The 15,185-nt window shown below is 42.3% G+C and carries 10 protein-coding genes; 2 read left to right on the top strand and 8 right to left on the bottom strand.

Translation table 11 applies throughout. From position 1 onward, the window contains the following. From I4Q58_RS12960 to I4Q58_RS12930, 7 genes are all read right to left on the bottom strand, one after another. The gene (locus I4Q58_RS12960; RefSeq protein WP_236002929.1) at positions 1–2,814 is read right to left on the bottom strand and encodes a gluzincin family metallopeptidase; all 2,814 of its coding nucleotides are present in this window, start codon (positions 2,812–2,814) and stop codon (positions 1–3) included. After that, positions 2,811–4,070: a T9SS type A sorting domain-containing protein gene (locus I4Q58_RS12955; protein ID WP_203296321.1), complete on the bottom strand. Its 1,260-nt coding sequence runs from the start codon at positions 4,068–4,070 to the stop codon at positions 2,811–2,813. The genes I4Q58_RS12960 and I4Q58_RS12955 overlap by 4 nt, the downstream gene beginning before the upstream one ends. Then, a complete protein-coding gene (locus tag I4Q58_RS12950) occupies positions 4,070–4,759 on the bottom strand; it encodes an LOG family protein (RefSeq protein ID WP_203296320.1) in 690 nt (229 codons plus the stop codon). The genes I4Q58_RS12955 and I4Q58_RS12950 overlap by 1 nt, the downstream gene beginning before the upstream one ends. Positions 4,760–4,797: 38 nt before the next feature. Then, positions 4,798–7,653, bottom strand: coding sequence for an excinuclease ABC subunit UvrA (gene uvrA / locus I4Q58_RS12945; RefSeq protein WP_203296319.1), 2,856 nt, complete (start codon positions 7,651–7,653; stop codon positions 4,798–4,800). Positions 7,654–7,725: 72 nt separating this feature from the next. Then, positions 7,726–8,739 (bottom strand): hypothetical protein, encoded by a 1,014-nt coding sequence (locus I4Q58_RS12940; RefSeq protein WP_203296318.1) that lies wholly within the window; start codon positions 8,737–8,739, stop codon positions 7,726–7,728. 274 nt (positions 8,740–9,013) lie between these two features. Further along, a complete protein-coding gene (gene ggt / locus I4Q58_RS12935; RefSeq protein WP_203296317.1) occupies positions 9,014–10,732 on the bottom strand; it encodes a gamma-glutamyltransferase in 1,719 nt (572 codons plus the stop codon). Then, entirely contained in the window at positions 10,729–11,316 is a 588-nt protein-coding gene (locus I4Q58_RS12930) for an acyl carrier protein phosphodiesterase (protein ID WP_203296316.1), read from the bottom strand. Before I4Q58_RS12930 ends, ggt begins: the two co-directional genes overlap by 4 nt. Before the next feature lie 70 nt (positions 11,317–11,386). On the opposite strand from I4Q58_RS12930, the gene glmM reads away from it, so the two are divergent. Both glmM and I4Q58_RS12920 read left to right on the top strand, forming a co-directional pair. Continuing rightward, the gene (gene glmM / locus I4Q58_RS12925; protein ID WP_203296315.1) at positions 11,387–12,775 is read left to right on the top strand and encodes a phosphoglucosamine mutase; all 1,389 of its coding nucleotides are present in this window, start codon (positions 11,387–11,389) and stop codon (positions 12,773–12,775) included. A 31-nt stretch (positions 12,776–12,806) separates the two neighbouring features. Continuing rightward, positions 12,807–14,297, top strand: a complete 1,491-nt coding sequence (locus tag I4Q58_RS12920) for an aminotransferase class V-fold PLP-dependent enzyme (RefSeq protein WP_203296314.1) — start codon at positions 12,807–12,809, stop codon at positions 14,295–14,297. Here the strand turns inward: I4Q58_RS12920 and I4Q58_RS12915 are convergent. Further along, positions 14,294–15,166 carry a lysophospholipid acyltransferase family protein gene (locus tag I4Q58_RS12915; protein ID WP_203296313.1) on the bottom strand — a complete coding sequence of 291 codons (873 nt, stop codon included), beginning with the start codon at positions 15,164–15,166 and terminating at the stop codon, positions 14,294–14,296. The genes I4Q58_RS12920 and I4Q58_RS12915 overlap by 4 nt on opposite strands. Between the last annotated feature and the right edge of the window lie 19 nt (positions 15,167–15,185).

Genomic DNA, 15,185 nt, shown 5'->3' with positions numbered 1-15,185 from the left:
TTAGTACCATTTTCTGGTGAAAAGCCCTAGCAGGGTTTTTAATTCCAAGGTAACAATAAACCGAATGCGTTGGTCGTAGTTGTCTAAGCCTGGTTCCCAACCTAAATTTGAATAGAGTGGGAAATAGAGTTCAAAATAATCGGCGACCAAGCTAGCACGAACACCTGTGTCGAAAACACCTTGAGTTCCGCGATCTGTATTATGAACAAGCCCTGCATCGGCGTAGGCATAGATCCATTTCCAAATATTAGTGCTTACATTTACGGTGGTTATCCAACTATTGGCGTATTGGGGTTGCAGTTGTGACTTAAAGCCGCCTTCTGCCAGAATTAGCTGTTGACTAAACAGTCCGGAAGCTTCACTTCGGCCATAATAATTATGGTCGAACAGATAATCGGTAGGTCTATCCAGTGCAAAACTGAAGAAATCGTCTTCTTCTCTTGTATCGTTGAAGAGAAAGGCACCTGCAAAGAAACGTATGTTCAGTTGGCGATTGCTTAGAAAAAGCTTTCGATATTCCAATTCGGCTGAAAGCTTGCTAAATTTCGATGAAATTTGGTAATCCACAACCCCTCGGAAGTAGTTTATCAAATTTGGGTTCGAGTATACATACTGAAAGTTGAACACGCTATAATTGGGGTCCTGCTGCCGATCCAATGGGTTTTCATCCCTAAAAACATTCACGCTCCGTAAATTGATGAACTGTTTTTCATTATCACGAAGATCATCGTTTCTGAAGGCGAAGGTGATATACGGTGTAAACCGTTTATAAAATAAACCGCGATCATACGAAAAATAGCTTCCCCCAAAACCATATCGCATGGCATAGAGGTCACTATTATTGTCGATGTTTTGGGTATAGGCAATAGAGCCACTCCCTACAATAGTACCGGAACGAAGGCCAATCTGCGGTGATAATTTGTAGTGAATACCTTTCGGAAGTACTGTTTTGTTATATAATTGGGGTCCCACGATAAACCCATCGTATAGGTTATATTTGAACACGGGCATGATGAATACCTGATTGTATTTCGGATCTTCAACATCCTGAAACAATCGAAACTGAAGCGGACGGTTTAGCAATCCCTTTACCGCTTTATAGTTATTTCGTTGGTTGTATTCCGGAATTTTTGCCTCATAGTTCAAGGCCAATTTTCGAACGCTATCGGCAGCAACCGTAATCTCAGCTGTTTTATCGATAGGAGGAAGCCATTTTTTAAATAGCACTTCATCATTGTTTAGCCCATAAAGGGAAACCGGCATGGCACTCTTTCGCTTGTTCTTGACCGTTACTCGAAGCGAATCGCCGACTTCTTCAACCTTTGTTATTTTAAAGTCGATTGTGGTCCTGGAATCGATGTAATCGGAGAAAAACCAATCGACGGGAAGCGAGGTGTTTTCCATCAACAATGATTGAAAATCGGAGGGCGTCACCTCTTTATTTAAGCGGTTTCGTTCGTAAAATGAACGAATCGTGTTTTCTAACGGTTCTTGACCTAAATAATCCTTTAAGTAGCGAAGCCCGGCACCCCCGTAATAGTCGTTCGCGATTTCCTTATTAAACTTTATCAACGAATCCTTTGGTGTTGTTAATGACTGCTGAAGATTATTTCTGGCCATATTTAAATAAAGCACCGGATATTGATCGTTGAATTCCAAATCGGCCGCATGCGCCCATCGAATCACCCAAAAATCACTGAGTTTCCCAATTATTTTCATCTTCGGATAGTAGGTGTCTACATATTCCATCATCATGTAGATCTGTAAGGCTCCCGTTAGCCAATACTCCTCCCTAGGATGAAGGGGTAGTGACGACTCCAAGTACTCGCGTGTGATGGTTTTCAATTGTTCCATTTCATATTCAAAACCGTCGGGAAATGGACTGATAAAATCGGGTAACTGGTTTAGGCCGTACACCGGGTTGTTGCGATAATCGGTTTCGGTAGCCATAATCTTCTCGAAAGGATACGCACCAAGCTTATCATCCAAAAAATAGATAATCCTGTCTATAAAAAGTGCGCGCATCGGGTCCGGAACATTGGGGTCGATGATGTTTGTCAGAACGTCTACTTTATCCGTTTCAATCGTTTCAAAAGTAGATTGTCGCTCCAAAACCAAAGGCGCTTGGCTGCGCTGCATTGCTTCTAAGGTAACCGTTCGCGTACCATTTTCAGTTGTATTCGATACTTCACGAAACGGACTTGCAACATTGTAGGAGGATGGAAGGGTTAGTTGAATAGTAAAATCGGATGGGGAAAGATAAAGGTCATCTACATTCTTATTGCTGTACGCATGCCACTTTCCATCATAAACCGCAGGCGAAATATACCAATAACGTAACCTATAATCTTTCTGTGACGTTACGCCATACCGCGTAAACTTGGCGTCGGGAACCTTTACTTTATATAATAGTGAAATGTTGACCGTTTCTCCCGGCGGAAGTGGGTTTTTAAGTGAAACCTTTATAATATCGGCCGCCTCGCGCTTCCATTCTAATGGAATTCCATTGGTAGCGATACTGAAAAGATCGGTACGGCCTCGGTCTTCCTCTTTTTCAAAGTGAAACGAGCTGCTGAAGTTTTCCGCAAAGCGTTTTGCTAATTCTGACGTCTTAGTCGAAAAGCTATTCGGCCAATCGTTGAAGTAGATTTCAGAAAGTGCAGTCTCTGAAGTATTTTGAAAATCAACTTCTTGCGATATAGCGAAAGTGTCGTCCTCCGTATCAAGGGTCGCTTCAATGGCAATATGTTGCTGTGCCATCAGTGTTGTGATGGTCAGCAGTAAAAAACAGCATATTAGAAGCGATTGTTTCAAGAAGCTTTTAAAAATTTTATTGGATTTGAGTGGCCTTTAGCTTTGATGTAATACAGACCATTGGCAAGGTCTGAAACATTCAGTTCGAAAGTTCCTGTCTGAAACGATTGACTTTTTACCATCTGACCTAAAACATTATACACCTGGAGTGTTGTAGTTACCTTTTCAAAAGGAATAAAACCTTCGAGTGAATGGTTGACTACTGTTTTAAACACTTCAATCTGCGTTTTCCCTACTGCAAACTCTGTACCGCTGAGAACAATGTCCTTATTTGTTTCCAATTGCAAGAGCACTGGTAAGTGATCGCTCATGTTATAAAGATTGTTGCGAAGTTGCTGCGAATAACTACCTGAGCAATCAAAATCGTTTACACTATCGTTATAGCAATTTCCATTATTTCCAAAAGCTTTGTATGAATTTTCTACATAGCGAAGTGTTGGGTCCGTCAACATATTTTCGGAAACTAAAATGAAGTCGAAACGATCGTCCATTCCGCCACCGGCGCCAGCTCCGAACGTTCCAGAGCTCTCGCGGGTACTTTGGGTATGAATGTCCTGAAAGTTGAAGTTGCTGTTCCAATTGCCCGGCCTATCGATAGGGTCCTTCATAACAATGGCATTTGTGGGATCTAACAACTCCTGATAGGCAGGCTCGCCCGAGGAATACACGTTTAGATCGCCTGCAAAGATTACATACGCATTTGGATTCAACCCTTGTAAGCGACTGGTAAATGTTTCCACCATTTCCAATCGAAGCGCCTCGTTGGAAGGACCCTGACTCGCCTTTAAATGGGCAACGTATAGTTCGAGTAAGATAGGATCTTCACTTTGATCATCAGTGTTGAAGCGAAACACATAGCGATTAATATCGCGAATGGAAGTGGTAATTACTTCCGAAAACACCAGCGCCATCTTGTCGCTTCGGTAGTAAACCAATTGTTGGAGGTTGGACGGGCTGGATTGATTATAGAAGAAAGGAGCTTGGGCGTAGCGCTGTTCTTCATAATTCAGCGAATTGTTCAGAATCTGTTCGGCACCATCTTCATTTTGAAGCTCACACACCATAAAAATGTCGGGGCTTGCTTCATCTAAAATTTCACGCAAAATCAACGCGCGATCGTTTGGAAAAGCTTCTGGAAACTCCAATAAGTTATAAAACATGGTCGTGATGGTTTCCTGCGCCATACAGGGAACCGCCACCCATGCTAGAAGTGCAACCGCCAGGCTGCGAATATTTGGGGAAAAAGTGAGGTTCATTAAAAGTTCGGACTAAGATTAAATTCGCTGTAGAAGTCGTTCAGAATTTCGAGTACTTCATCTTCAGTGTCGACAACATGCACAAGCTCTAAATCTTCTGGGCTTACATTATTATTAGCTTCCAAAAGCGTACTCTTCACCCATTCCCACAGCCCAGTCCAAAATTTACTTCCAACCAGAATCAAGGGGAATTTGTCAATTTTATGCGTTTGAATAAGCGTCAAGGCTTCAAAAAACTCATCAAGGGTTCCAAAGCCACCTGGCATTACTACAAAACCCTGTGAATACTTCACAAACATTACTTTTCGAACAAAGAAATAATCGAAATCAATGCTCTTATCGCTATCGATATACGGATTATCGTGTTGTTCAAAGGGAAGTGTAATATTCAGTCCAACCGAGGTTCCACCGGCTAAATGCGCCCCTTTGTTACCCGCTTCCATAATTCCAGGTCCACCCCCCGTAATTACACCATAGCCGTTTTCGGTAATCTTTTTGGCAATGCGTTCTGCCAACTGATAGTATTTGTGGTCTGGCTTGGTACGGGCAGAACCGAAAATAGAAACACAAGGCCCAATTCGGCTCATTTTCTCATAGCCGTTCACAAACTCTCCCATAATCTTGAAGATTGCCCAAGAATCGTTTGTCTTTACCTCGTTCCAGTTTTTATGTTTAGCTTCGTTTCTCATGATGCTTTATTGTAGTAAATTCAGGATGTTCCCGCTCCCTAGCTTTCTATTTTATGCGGAAGCGAATGTAATTCTTTTTTTAGGAAATGGGCGGTATAGCTCTTTTTGTCTTTAATAATCTCCTCTGGAGTACCGGTTACCATCACGGTTCCGCCATCCTTTCCGCCTTCTGGTCCAATATCGATAATATGATCCACAGCCTTAATAACGTCCAGATTGTGTTCGATAATCAAGACGGTATTTCCTTTGTCGACCAATTTATTCAATACCTGCATTAACACACGGATGTCTTCAAAGTGAAGTCCAGTGGTCGGTTCATCTAAAATGTAAAAGGTATTTCCCGTGTCGCGTTTCGATAGTTCAGTAGCAAGTTTGATTCGCTGTGCTTCCCCTCCGGAAAGAGTGGTCGATTGCTGACCTAACGTAATATAACCCAAACCTACGTCACGGATAGTTTTCAGTTTGCGATATATCTTCGGAATGTGTTCAAAAAATTCGCAGGCCTCATTAATAGTCATTTCCAATACATCATAAATAGAATGACCTTTATATCGAATTTCCAAGGTTTCACGCGTAAAGCGCTTTCCTTGACAGGCTTCACATTCAACATAAACATCAGGCAGAAAGTTCATTTCAATTACTCTCAATCCTGCTCCTTTGCAAGTTTCGCAACGACCCGCCTTCACATTAAAACTAAAACGTCCCGGTTTATACCCGCGAATCTGTGCTTCCGGAATCTTTGCAAACAGACTTCGAATTTCTGAAAAGACACCCGTATATGTCGCCGGGTTCGATCGCGGTGTCCTACCGATAGGCGATTGGTTGATATCGATCACCTTATCGATATGCTTTAAGCCCTTAATCGTTTTGTACGGCATAGGTTTTTTCACCCCATTAAAGAAATGTGCATTTAAAATAGGGTAGAGGGTCTCATTGATCAAGGTCGATTTTCCGCTTCCGGAAACGCCTGTAACCCCAATCATTTTCCCCAAAGGGAATTTTGCGGTAACATTTTTTAAATTGTTCCCAGTAGCTCCTGTTAGCGTTAGCGTCTTACCGTTTCCTTCCCGTCTTTTTTCGGGGACTTCAATTTCTTTTGAACCGTTTAGGTAGGCAGCGGTAAGGGTATCATGATTCAGGATTTCGGTTGGTGTTCCTTCGGAAACGATCTGACCACCATGTTTTCCTGCGGCCGGACCAATATCGATAACATGGTCGGCACTTTCAATCATTTCCTTGTCGTGTTCCACCACAATTACAGAGTTTCCAATATCACGGAGTGAAACAAGGGAATGAATCAATTTCTGATTGTCTCTTTGGTGAAGCCCAATGCTGGGTTCATCCAAAATATAGAGCACACCTACCAACTGCGAACCGATCTGTGTTGCTAAACGAATTCGCTGTGCTTCACCACCTGAAAGCGACTTAGAGCTTCGATCGAGAGCGAGATACGTCAATCCAACATCGACTAAAAATCCGAGTCGGGTTTGGACTTCCTTGACGATTTCGGAAGCGATTTTCCATTGGGTTTCGTTTAGTTTTTTAGGCAACGATTGAAACCATTCATCCAGCTCCACAATATCCATCTGCGCCAGTTCGGCGATATTCTTTTCATTCACTTTGAAGTAAAGTGACTCCTTCCGAAGTCGGCTGCCTTCACATTCTGGACAGGTTACTTTATCCATGTATTCCTTTGCCCAGCGACGCAGTGACTTCGATTCGTTTTTGTCGTAGGTGTTTTTTAAAAAGGTAGCAACCCCTTCAAAATCGATTTTGTAGTTGCGCTTTATGCCCAAGGTTTTGGAATCGACATCAAACGATGAGTTTCCACCGTGAAAGATCAATTCCTTGGCTTCTTCGGGAATCGATTTCCAAGGGTCGGTTAACTCGAAACCGTATCGCTTTGCGATGAGGTCCAATTGTTTAAAGATCCAATTGCTTTTTTGAGGCCCGTGCGGTGCCAATGCTCCTTTTTTAATGGAAAGTGAAGGGTCGGGAACGATTTTATCAAGATTAACCTCATGTAGTTTCCCAAGACCTTTACAATTAGGACACATGCCTTTGGGCGAGTTGAAGGAAAAGTTGTTGGGTTCTGGTGTGGGATATGAAATTCCACTGGTTGGACACATGAGCGTTCTACTAAAATAACGAACCTCATTGGTGTCATTTTCCAACACCATCAACACATCATCGCCATGATACATGGCCGTTTGGATGCTCTCGTGAAGTCGTTTGTCGTTTTCTTCGGTATCGGTAATCTTCAACCGGTCGATCACCATTTCAATATCGTGTGTTTTATAACGATCGATCCGCATGCCCTTTACGATATCGATTACTTCACCATCGACGCGAACCTTCACAAAACCTTGCTTTGCAATCTGTTCGAATAATTCTCTATAATGACCTTTTCTGGAGCGAATGACTGGGGCAAGGATGGAAACTTTTTTCCCTTTGAACTCTTCCTTGATCAGACTTTGTATCTGCTCATCGTTATAGCTCACCATCTTTTCACCTGTCTTATAACTATAGGCGTCGCTAGCGCGCGCGTACAACAACCGAAGAAAGTCATAAATTTCGGTAATGGTCCCAACGGTAGAACGCGGACTTTTACTGGTGGTTTTTTGTTCGATGGCGATTACGGGGGAAAGCCCTTCGATTTTATCGACATCTGGACGTTCAAGATTCCCTAAAAATTGACGGGCATAGGCCGAAAAGGTTTCGATATAACGTCGCTGTCCCTCCGCATAAATAGTATCGAAGGCGAGGGATGATTTTCCACTTCCGGAAAGGCCGGTAATTACTACGAGTTTTTCACGGGGAATGGAAACGTCTATATCCTTTAAATTATGGACTCTAGCCCCTAAAACCTCAATAAACTCATCATTTTTCGCCATAGTTTGCAAAGGTACTTAATTGATTGGAAATTTTGTACCCCAGACGAACGCACAAATAGTTAAAAAGCAGGGTTAGGAAGAAACGTTTTTGGTAAGGAAGCGGAAGAAGGTCAAGGAGGTGAAAAACAGTAAACTAGCGGTAAAAGCGTAGCTAATGCAAAGTAATAGCGTCGGTAAATCCAATAGAATGGTTATCAAGGGAAGCAAGATTCCAATCCATGTCAGAGCAATGAAAATGCCATAAAACTGAAGGCTAAGTGCCGGCATTTTGCTTTGGTTCTGCTTTTGAAGCTGGAAGAGCTCTGGATAAATATTCTTATTCATGTACTCTCCTAGTTTAGAGAGAAAAACTTCATTAAAAGAGGAGTCCTCAAAAACATCGCTATCGATTGAGTTGGCCAACAACATGATCTTTTCTTGGTGGCGTTCAAAAACAGCTTCTAAATCGAGCGCATCCTTGTACGCTCCATATTTGTAGCCGAAATAATACCAGAGACCCGAGCCACATTTGTGTTCGAGCCATTTTTCGATAAGCGGAAGGGAAAATTCGCGTGGCGTGGCGATATTTTCGGGTAGTTTTTTTTGTTTCACTTCGGTGAAGAGCAACGATTTTAATTCGAGGTAAAGATTTTCCGTTCCGGCGTAGTTGTGGTTTTCCTGAAGGAATTCGATAGCAAGTTTCGATTTTCCTTTATAGAATTCTTTCACTTGAAAAAAGGTAAGGCCCGCAAATTCTTCATCAATATATTCTTTCAATCCAGGTAGCCACATTTTTGATCGAAGCAGTAGTGAAATAATCTCTCGGAAATCGTAGACTTTTTGAATCAGGTTTTTCCACTCGGTCTGTGCCTTGTCACGAAGATTTCTTTTTCGAAAGGCAACACTAGCGATGTATGCCAATAATAAGGCCGCAATGAAACCAGCCATTCCCATAAAGACACCGACCATATCTTCGAGTTGCGTTACAAACTCCGGAGTGTCCTCACTTTTCTGAAGTAGTAGAAATAATAATCCAATGAACAACATTCCGCTAAAAACGAGCGGAATGAGCACATACCAATCTCTAAAGAAGGATGTTTTCTTCATTGAATTTTACATTATATAAGCGTGTTGCGGGGGTGCAAAAGAAATTTACTTCAAAGGAAAAAATTAATCCCCTTCAAAGGCCTTAAAAGTTTTGAAATATAATTGGTTATGTTGTTTTGTCTCCCCAAACTTGCTTTGACTTTTTTTAAGGGTTTCATGTGTGATAACTCTTGATTGTCAGCCCTTCAAAAATACGTAAATCTCCTACAAATTGTAGTATTTTACCTACAATTCGATATAGTGCTTAAAATGTACGATTAACAGCTAGGTTTGTTTAATATCCAATTGCGGCATCGTCGCCACGAGGGTCTGCGCCGCCTTCCAAGGTTCCATCATCACGAACCAAAATAGCATCCACTTTTCCAATAATTGGGGTTTGTTTTGCCTGAATGATATAACCTTTTTTCTGAAGACTATCTATCAATGTTTGGGGAAAGCCTTCTGGTTCAAAAATGATTTCATCGGGAAGCCATTGGTGGTGAAAACGCGGAACATTCACCCCTTGTTGCATGTTCATATTAAATTCGTGCACGTTTAGGATGGTTTGAAGTACTGAAGTGATGATTGTACTTCCTCCGGGCGTTCCGAGGGTCATCCACAAGCTATCGCGCTTTTCGACCAAAGTGGGCGTCATACTCGATAGCATCCGCTTTTGGGGAGCGATGGCATTCGCTTCCCCACCGATTAGTCCGAACATATTCGGTTCACCAGGTTTCGCACTGAAGTCGTCCATTTCATTATTCAGAAAAAATCCGAGTTCCGAAACATACAATTTTGAACCATAAGCAGCATTTAAGGTGGTCGTGGCTGCTACCGCATTTCCGAGTGAATCGATTATAGAATAATGAGTGGTTTCGGTGCTTTCTATCCATTGAAGGCTTCCGGGTTGTATTTCTTCTGAAGGGGTAGCGGCATCGAAACTGAAATCTTCCATCCGTTTGGAAAGATAGCGTTCCGAAAGCAGACTGTCGATAGGTACTGAAACGAAATCGGAATCACCCAAAAACTTCGACCGGTCCGCATATGCCCGACGCTCCGCTTCCGTCAGTAGCTGAATGTACTTCGCAGAATTATGCCCATGTTTTGACAATGGATACGGTTCAATCATTTTCATAATTTGGCCCAAAACGACGCCACCGCTGGAGGGAGGTCCCATGCTAATAATCCGTAGGTCATCATATTCAAAAACCACCGGTTCGCGCCATTCAGCCTCGTAAGCCGCTAGATCATCCATGGTAATGATACTCCCGTTCTTTTTCAAAAAGGATACTAAGGCTTCTCCTACATCCCCTTCATAAAATGCGTACCGGCCTTGCAGCGCTATTTTTTCCAATGTGTTTGCAAGTTGAAGATTTCGAACGGTATCGCCTTTTTTGATCGTATTTCGATATAAAATTTGCGTACCATTCACCTTTGTAAAAATCGAATCATATTGTTGAAACCGTTCTGCTTGCGAGACAGTTACGACATAGCCATTTCTGGCAAGTTCAATCACGGGCTGTAGGATAACCTCCATCGGAAGCGATCCCAATTTTTGGTGTACTTCGAATATACCTGCAACCGTTCCTGGCACGCCAACTGCCAAACCACCGACCTTACTTCTGTCGGATTGATAGTCACCATCCTCATCCAAATACATATCGCGATGAGCCTTTAGCGGAGCTTTCTCCCGATAATCGAAGCTGCCAATTTCACCATATTGGGTACGATACACCATAAAACCGCCACCGCCAAGATTTCCAGCATATGGATAGACCACTGCCAACGCCATTTCGGTGGCAATCATGGCATCGAAGGCATTGCCACCTTTCTTTAAAATTTCCACCCCGATTTTTGAAGCCTCTTCCCGAGCCGAAACGACCATGGCATGATCAGCAATTAGTCCAATTTTCGGAGCTTCCGGAATTTCGGAATGTTGCTCCTGTTCAATGGTAGGAGCCTCCTTACAACTCCAAAACAGTATCAGTACAAAGAGATAAATCGAATATTTCATGAAAGTTCCGTCAGTTTGTTTTTTGCGTATTCCTCCAGTTCGGTGAAGAAAGCAGTGAATTCAGTTTCAAATTCTTCATAATAGGTTTCCAGTTCCATCACTGCAAAATTCATCTTCGACTTCCCTTTTGTTCGTATATTCATCTGTGCCAAAATGGTGCTAATACCAGTAACCGTAGCATAACTCAGTAGCCAATTGTCAGCAATCATATAAGGCATCATACGTTGGATTCGGGCAGGTAACATGGTGAAGTTTTTTCGCAACAATTCATAAAAATCATCTACAAAGCTGGCTAGCGGTTGTTCATGATAGCTGTTCCAATTCTTCGCTAAAAAATGATCGTACAAAATATCGACAATCACACCGCTATAGTGACCATAATTTTCATGTAATCTTGCCGTGCTCTGTCGAACGATGGGATGGCCATCGGTATAGCTATCGATGGCGCGATGCAACAAAATCCCTTTTTGAATATCGGCGGGGAATTTTTTGTATTTCTTCCCCTTAATGCCATCGGCGATAAAATTGCCGATGATAACGCCTTCATCTTCACCAGAAAGATAGATATGTGCGAGAAAATTCATTCCCCACAATTTACAAAATCCTAACGTTCAAAAGCTTTTTAAAAAACTATCTTTGCATAAAAATTTGCAGATGACATTAATCAAGTCAATATCAGGAATTAGAGGAACCATCGGCGGGAAGCAGGGCGACAACCTAACGCCAATCGATACGGTGATGTATGCTTCAGCGTATGGAACGTGGGTGAAGCAACAACGCGAGAAGGATGAATATAGAGTCGTTGTAGGTCGCGATGCGCGTATTTCAGGTGAAATGATACAGCAATTGGTGATGAATACATTGGTTGGAATGGGCATTCACGTTGTCGATTTAGGACTTTCTACCACCCCAACTGTTGAAATGGCCGTTATGATGGAACATGCCGATGGAGGGATTATCCTAACAGCCAGTCACAATCCGAAACAATGGAACGCTTTAAAACTGCTGAATAAAGATGGTGAATTCTTGAACGCCGAAGCAGGTCAGCAGATCCTCGATATCGCTGCAGCACAGAATACTTCTTTTGCTGAAGTAGACGACCTTGGTAAGGTTACGCGTCACGATGCCTATATTGACTTACACATCGCAGAAATTTTAAACCTTCCGTTGGTGAAGACAGACGCTATCAAGAAAGCCCGCTTTAAAGTTGTGGTCGATGGGGTAAACTCTACTGGTGGAATTGCCGTTCCTCTACTGCTGGAAGCCCTTGATGTGGAACCTGTAAAACTATACTGCGATCCTACAGGTCATTTTCCGCATAATCCAGAGCCTTTAAAAGAGCATTTGGGCGATCTGATGAAAGCGGTAGTTGATGAACATGCCGATTTCGGGATTGTGGTCGATCCCGATGTAGACCGACTGGCCTTTGTAGATGAAAAAGGAGAGATGTTTGGTGAAGAATACACCTTGGTAGCGGTAGCCGATTATGTGTTGCAGCAAACTCCAGGGAATACGGTAAGCAATATGTCATCTTCAAGAGCGCTTCGCGATGTTACCGAGAAGCATAATGGAAGTTATCAAGCCAGTGCTGTAGGTGAAGTAAATGTGGTTCAAAAAATGAAGGATACCGATGCAGTGATTGGTGGAGAAGGAAACGGCGGTATAATTTATCCTGAGTTGCATTACGGACGCGATAGTTTGGTAGGAATTGCCTTGTTCTTAAGTCATTTAGCCGAAGAGAAAATCGCTGTTAGCGAACTTCGGAAACGCTATCCTTCTTATTTTATGGCGAAGAAAAAAATAGAGCTTACACCGGGACTTGATGTTGATGGTATTTTGAAGAAAATGGAAGAAACCTATCCAAATGAACAGTTGACTACCATCGATGGCGTGAAAATTGATTTTGAAAACAATTGGGTTCATCTTCGGAAATCGAATACAGAACCAATTATCCGGATTTACACGGAAGCCCCTACTCAGAAAGAAGCCGACGAATTAGGAGAGCGATTTAAGAAAGAGCTTCAGGAGCTAGCTTCAAAATAATCTGTATTTTTATAGGGCTAAATCAACTAACATGGAAAAGCCCGCCGTGGTCGAAGAGACTTCATTAGAATCCTATTTCCAGTCCTTCCGTGAGAATATCGTTGGAATCGATCAGGAATTTGATAGTCCCTACGGAACCAAGAAAATCATCTATGCCGATTGGACCGCTAGCGGGCGACTCTATCGACCGATAGAGGAGAAATTATTATATCAATTTGGACCTTTTGTAGCCAATACCCATACCGAAACAACGGTAAGCGGAACTACGATGACCCATGCCTATAAAGAAGCTAGAAGTATCATCAAAAACCATGTAAATGCTGGTGACGATGATATCTTGATTACGACGGTTACGGGAATGACGGGTGCGATTAATAAGTTACAGCGTATTTTGGGCCTTCGTGTTCCAGAACAATTTACAGATCGTGTTAGCCTTCCGAAGGAAAAGCGGCCTGTGGTATTTGTTTCACATATGGAACATCATAGCAATCAGACGTCATGGTTGGAAACCTTGGCGGAGGTAAAGGTGGTTCCTTGTAATGAAGAAGGGCTCTTTTGCTTGCATAATTTGGAAGACCTATTAGAGGAATATAACGACCGACCCTTAAAAATAGTTTCCGTTACCGGCTGTTCGAACGTAACGGGTATTAAAACGCCCTATCATGAAATTGCGAAGCTTGCACATGCAAATAATGGTTTCTGTTTTGTCGATTTTGCCTGTTCGGCGCCCTATGTCGATATTGATATGAACCCTAATGACCCTTCCGAAAAATTGGATGCGGTCTTTTTTTCGCCCCATAAGTTTTTGGGCGGCCCAGGAAGTAGTGGGGTTTTGGTTTTTCACAAATCGCTGTATAAAAATTCGGTACCCGATTGTCCCGGCGGTGGAACTGTTGATTGGACCACGCCTTGGGGACTTCATAAGTATATGGATGATATCGAAGGTAGGGAAGATGGTGGAACTCCAGGTTTCTTACAAGTTATTCGAGCAGCACTCGCCATCCGATTAAAAGAGAAGATGGGTACCCATAATATTTTGAAACGGGAAGAGGAATTGTTGGCTCAGTTTTTTAAGCGGTTTCAACATCATGATTCGATTTCTATTTTAGCAGGAAACCATACGGAGCGCTTTGCGGTAGTTTCTTTTACAGTGAAAGGATTGTATCACGATTTAGCGGTTAAATTATTGAACGATCGGTTTGGAATTCAAACACGAGGCGGCTGCAGTTGCGCCGGAACGTATGGTCACCATCTTTTGGAAATAAATCGTGAAACCTCTGATGCGATTATCGAGAAAATTTCCTGCGGCATGAGCCATGAAAAACCGGGATGGATCCGGATTTCATTTCATCCTACTACGACAAATGCTGAAATGGAGTATATCTGCGATTCTTTGGATACTTTAGCGGAAAACCATGAAGATTGGGCTAAAGAGTACCGGTATGAAAACGGTCGCTATTTGCATAGTTCTGAAGCTTCAGAAACTATTACTCCTTTACAGAAAGATTGGTTCAGCTGTTAGACCCTGCGATGTTTCCAGCGTTTATGCGACCATAAGTAGTAGGCAGGTTCTTCCCTGATTTGCTTTTCAATTTCATCAAAAAAGCGGCGGGTCACTTCAAATTTTGAATGATCAGGATAATCGTCAGAAAGGGGAACCAGCGTAGCTTTATAATATCCTCTTTTAACCTTTTCAACCTTTAGGTAAACTGTGCTGAAATTTAGGCGTTCGGCCAATTCCTCAGTTCCGGTGAACATGGGTACATCGATGCCCATAAAGGTATCACGATATTTGTATGCGTTGCGTTTTGGGGTTTGATCGGAGAGAATAAGCGTTAAGGTATGTACCTTTTTCTTTACCTGACGATAAAGTAGGGGTACTATCTTTTTGTTGGTTACAATGCTGGCTCCAAACCGTTCCCGTGTTTTCCGAACCAAACGGTCGAAATATGGATTGTCCAATTTCTTATAGACGGCATAGGAGGTAAAGGCAACCTTTCGATTTAGAATTCCGCTCCATTCCCAGTTTGCATAGTGGCCACACATCAATAAAACACTTTTACCCTCTTCATAATAGGAATCTAGAAGCTCTGTATTTGTATAGACAAACCGTTTCTCGATGGTTTTTTCTGAAATGGTCAAGCTCTTGATTGTTTCAAAAATCATATCACAAAGATGCTTGTAGAATTTTTTGGCAATGATGTTTCGTTCTTGATCCGACTTTTCTGGGAAGACGAGTTTTAAGTTGTTTTTAACTGTTTTTTTTCGATAGCCAATTAAATAATAGGTAATTATGTACAGCGCGGTTGACTTTGCGTACAGCAACCAAAACGGTAGCACGGAGATGCACCAAAGAATTGGATAAAGAAGAATATAAAGGAATCGCTGCATACGCAAATTTACCGCAAAA

Origin of the sequence: Luteirhabdus pelagi (assembly GCF_016827595.1) — a bacterium.
Classification (GTDB): Bacteria; Bacteroidota; Bacteroidia; order Flavobacteriales; family Flavobacteriaceae; genus Luteirhabdus; species Luteirhabdus pelagi.
This window is presented reverse-complemented; position numbering and strand designations above follow the sequence as displayed.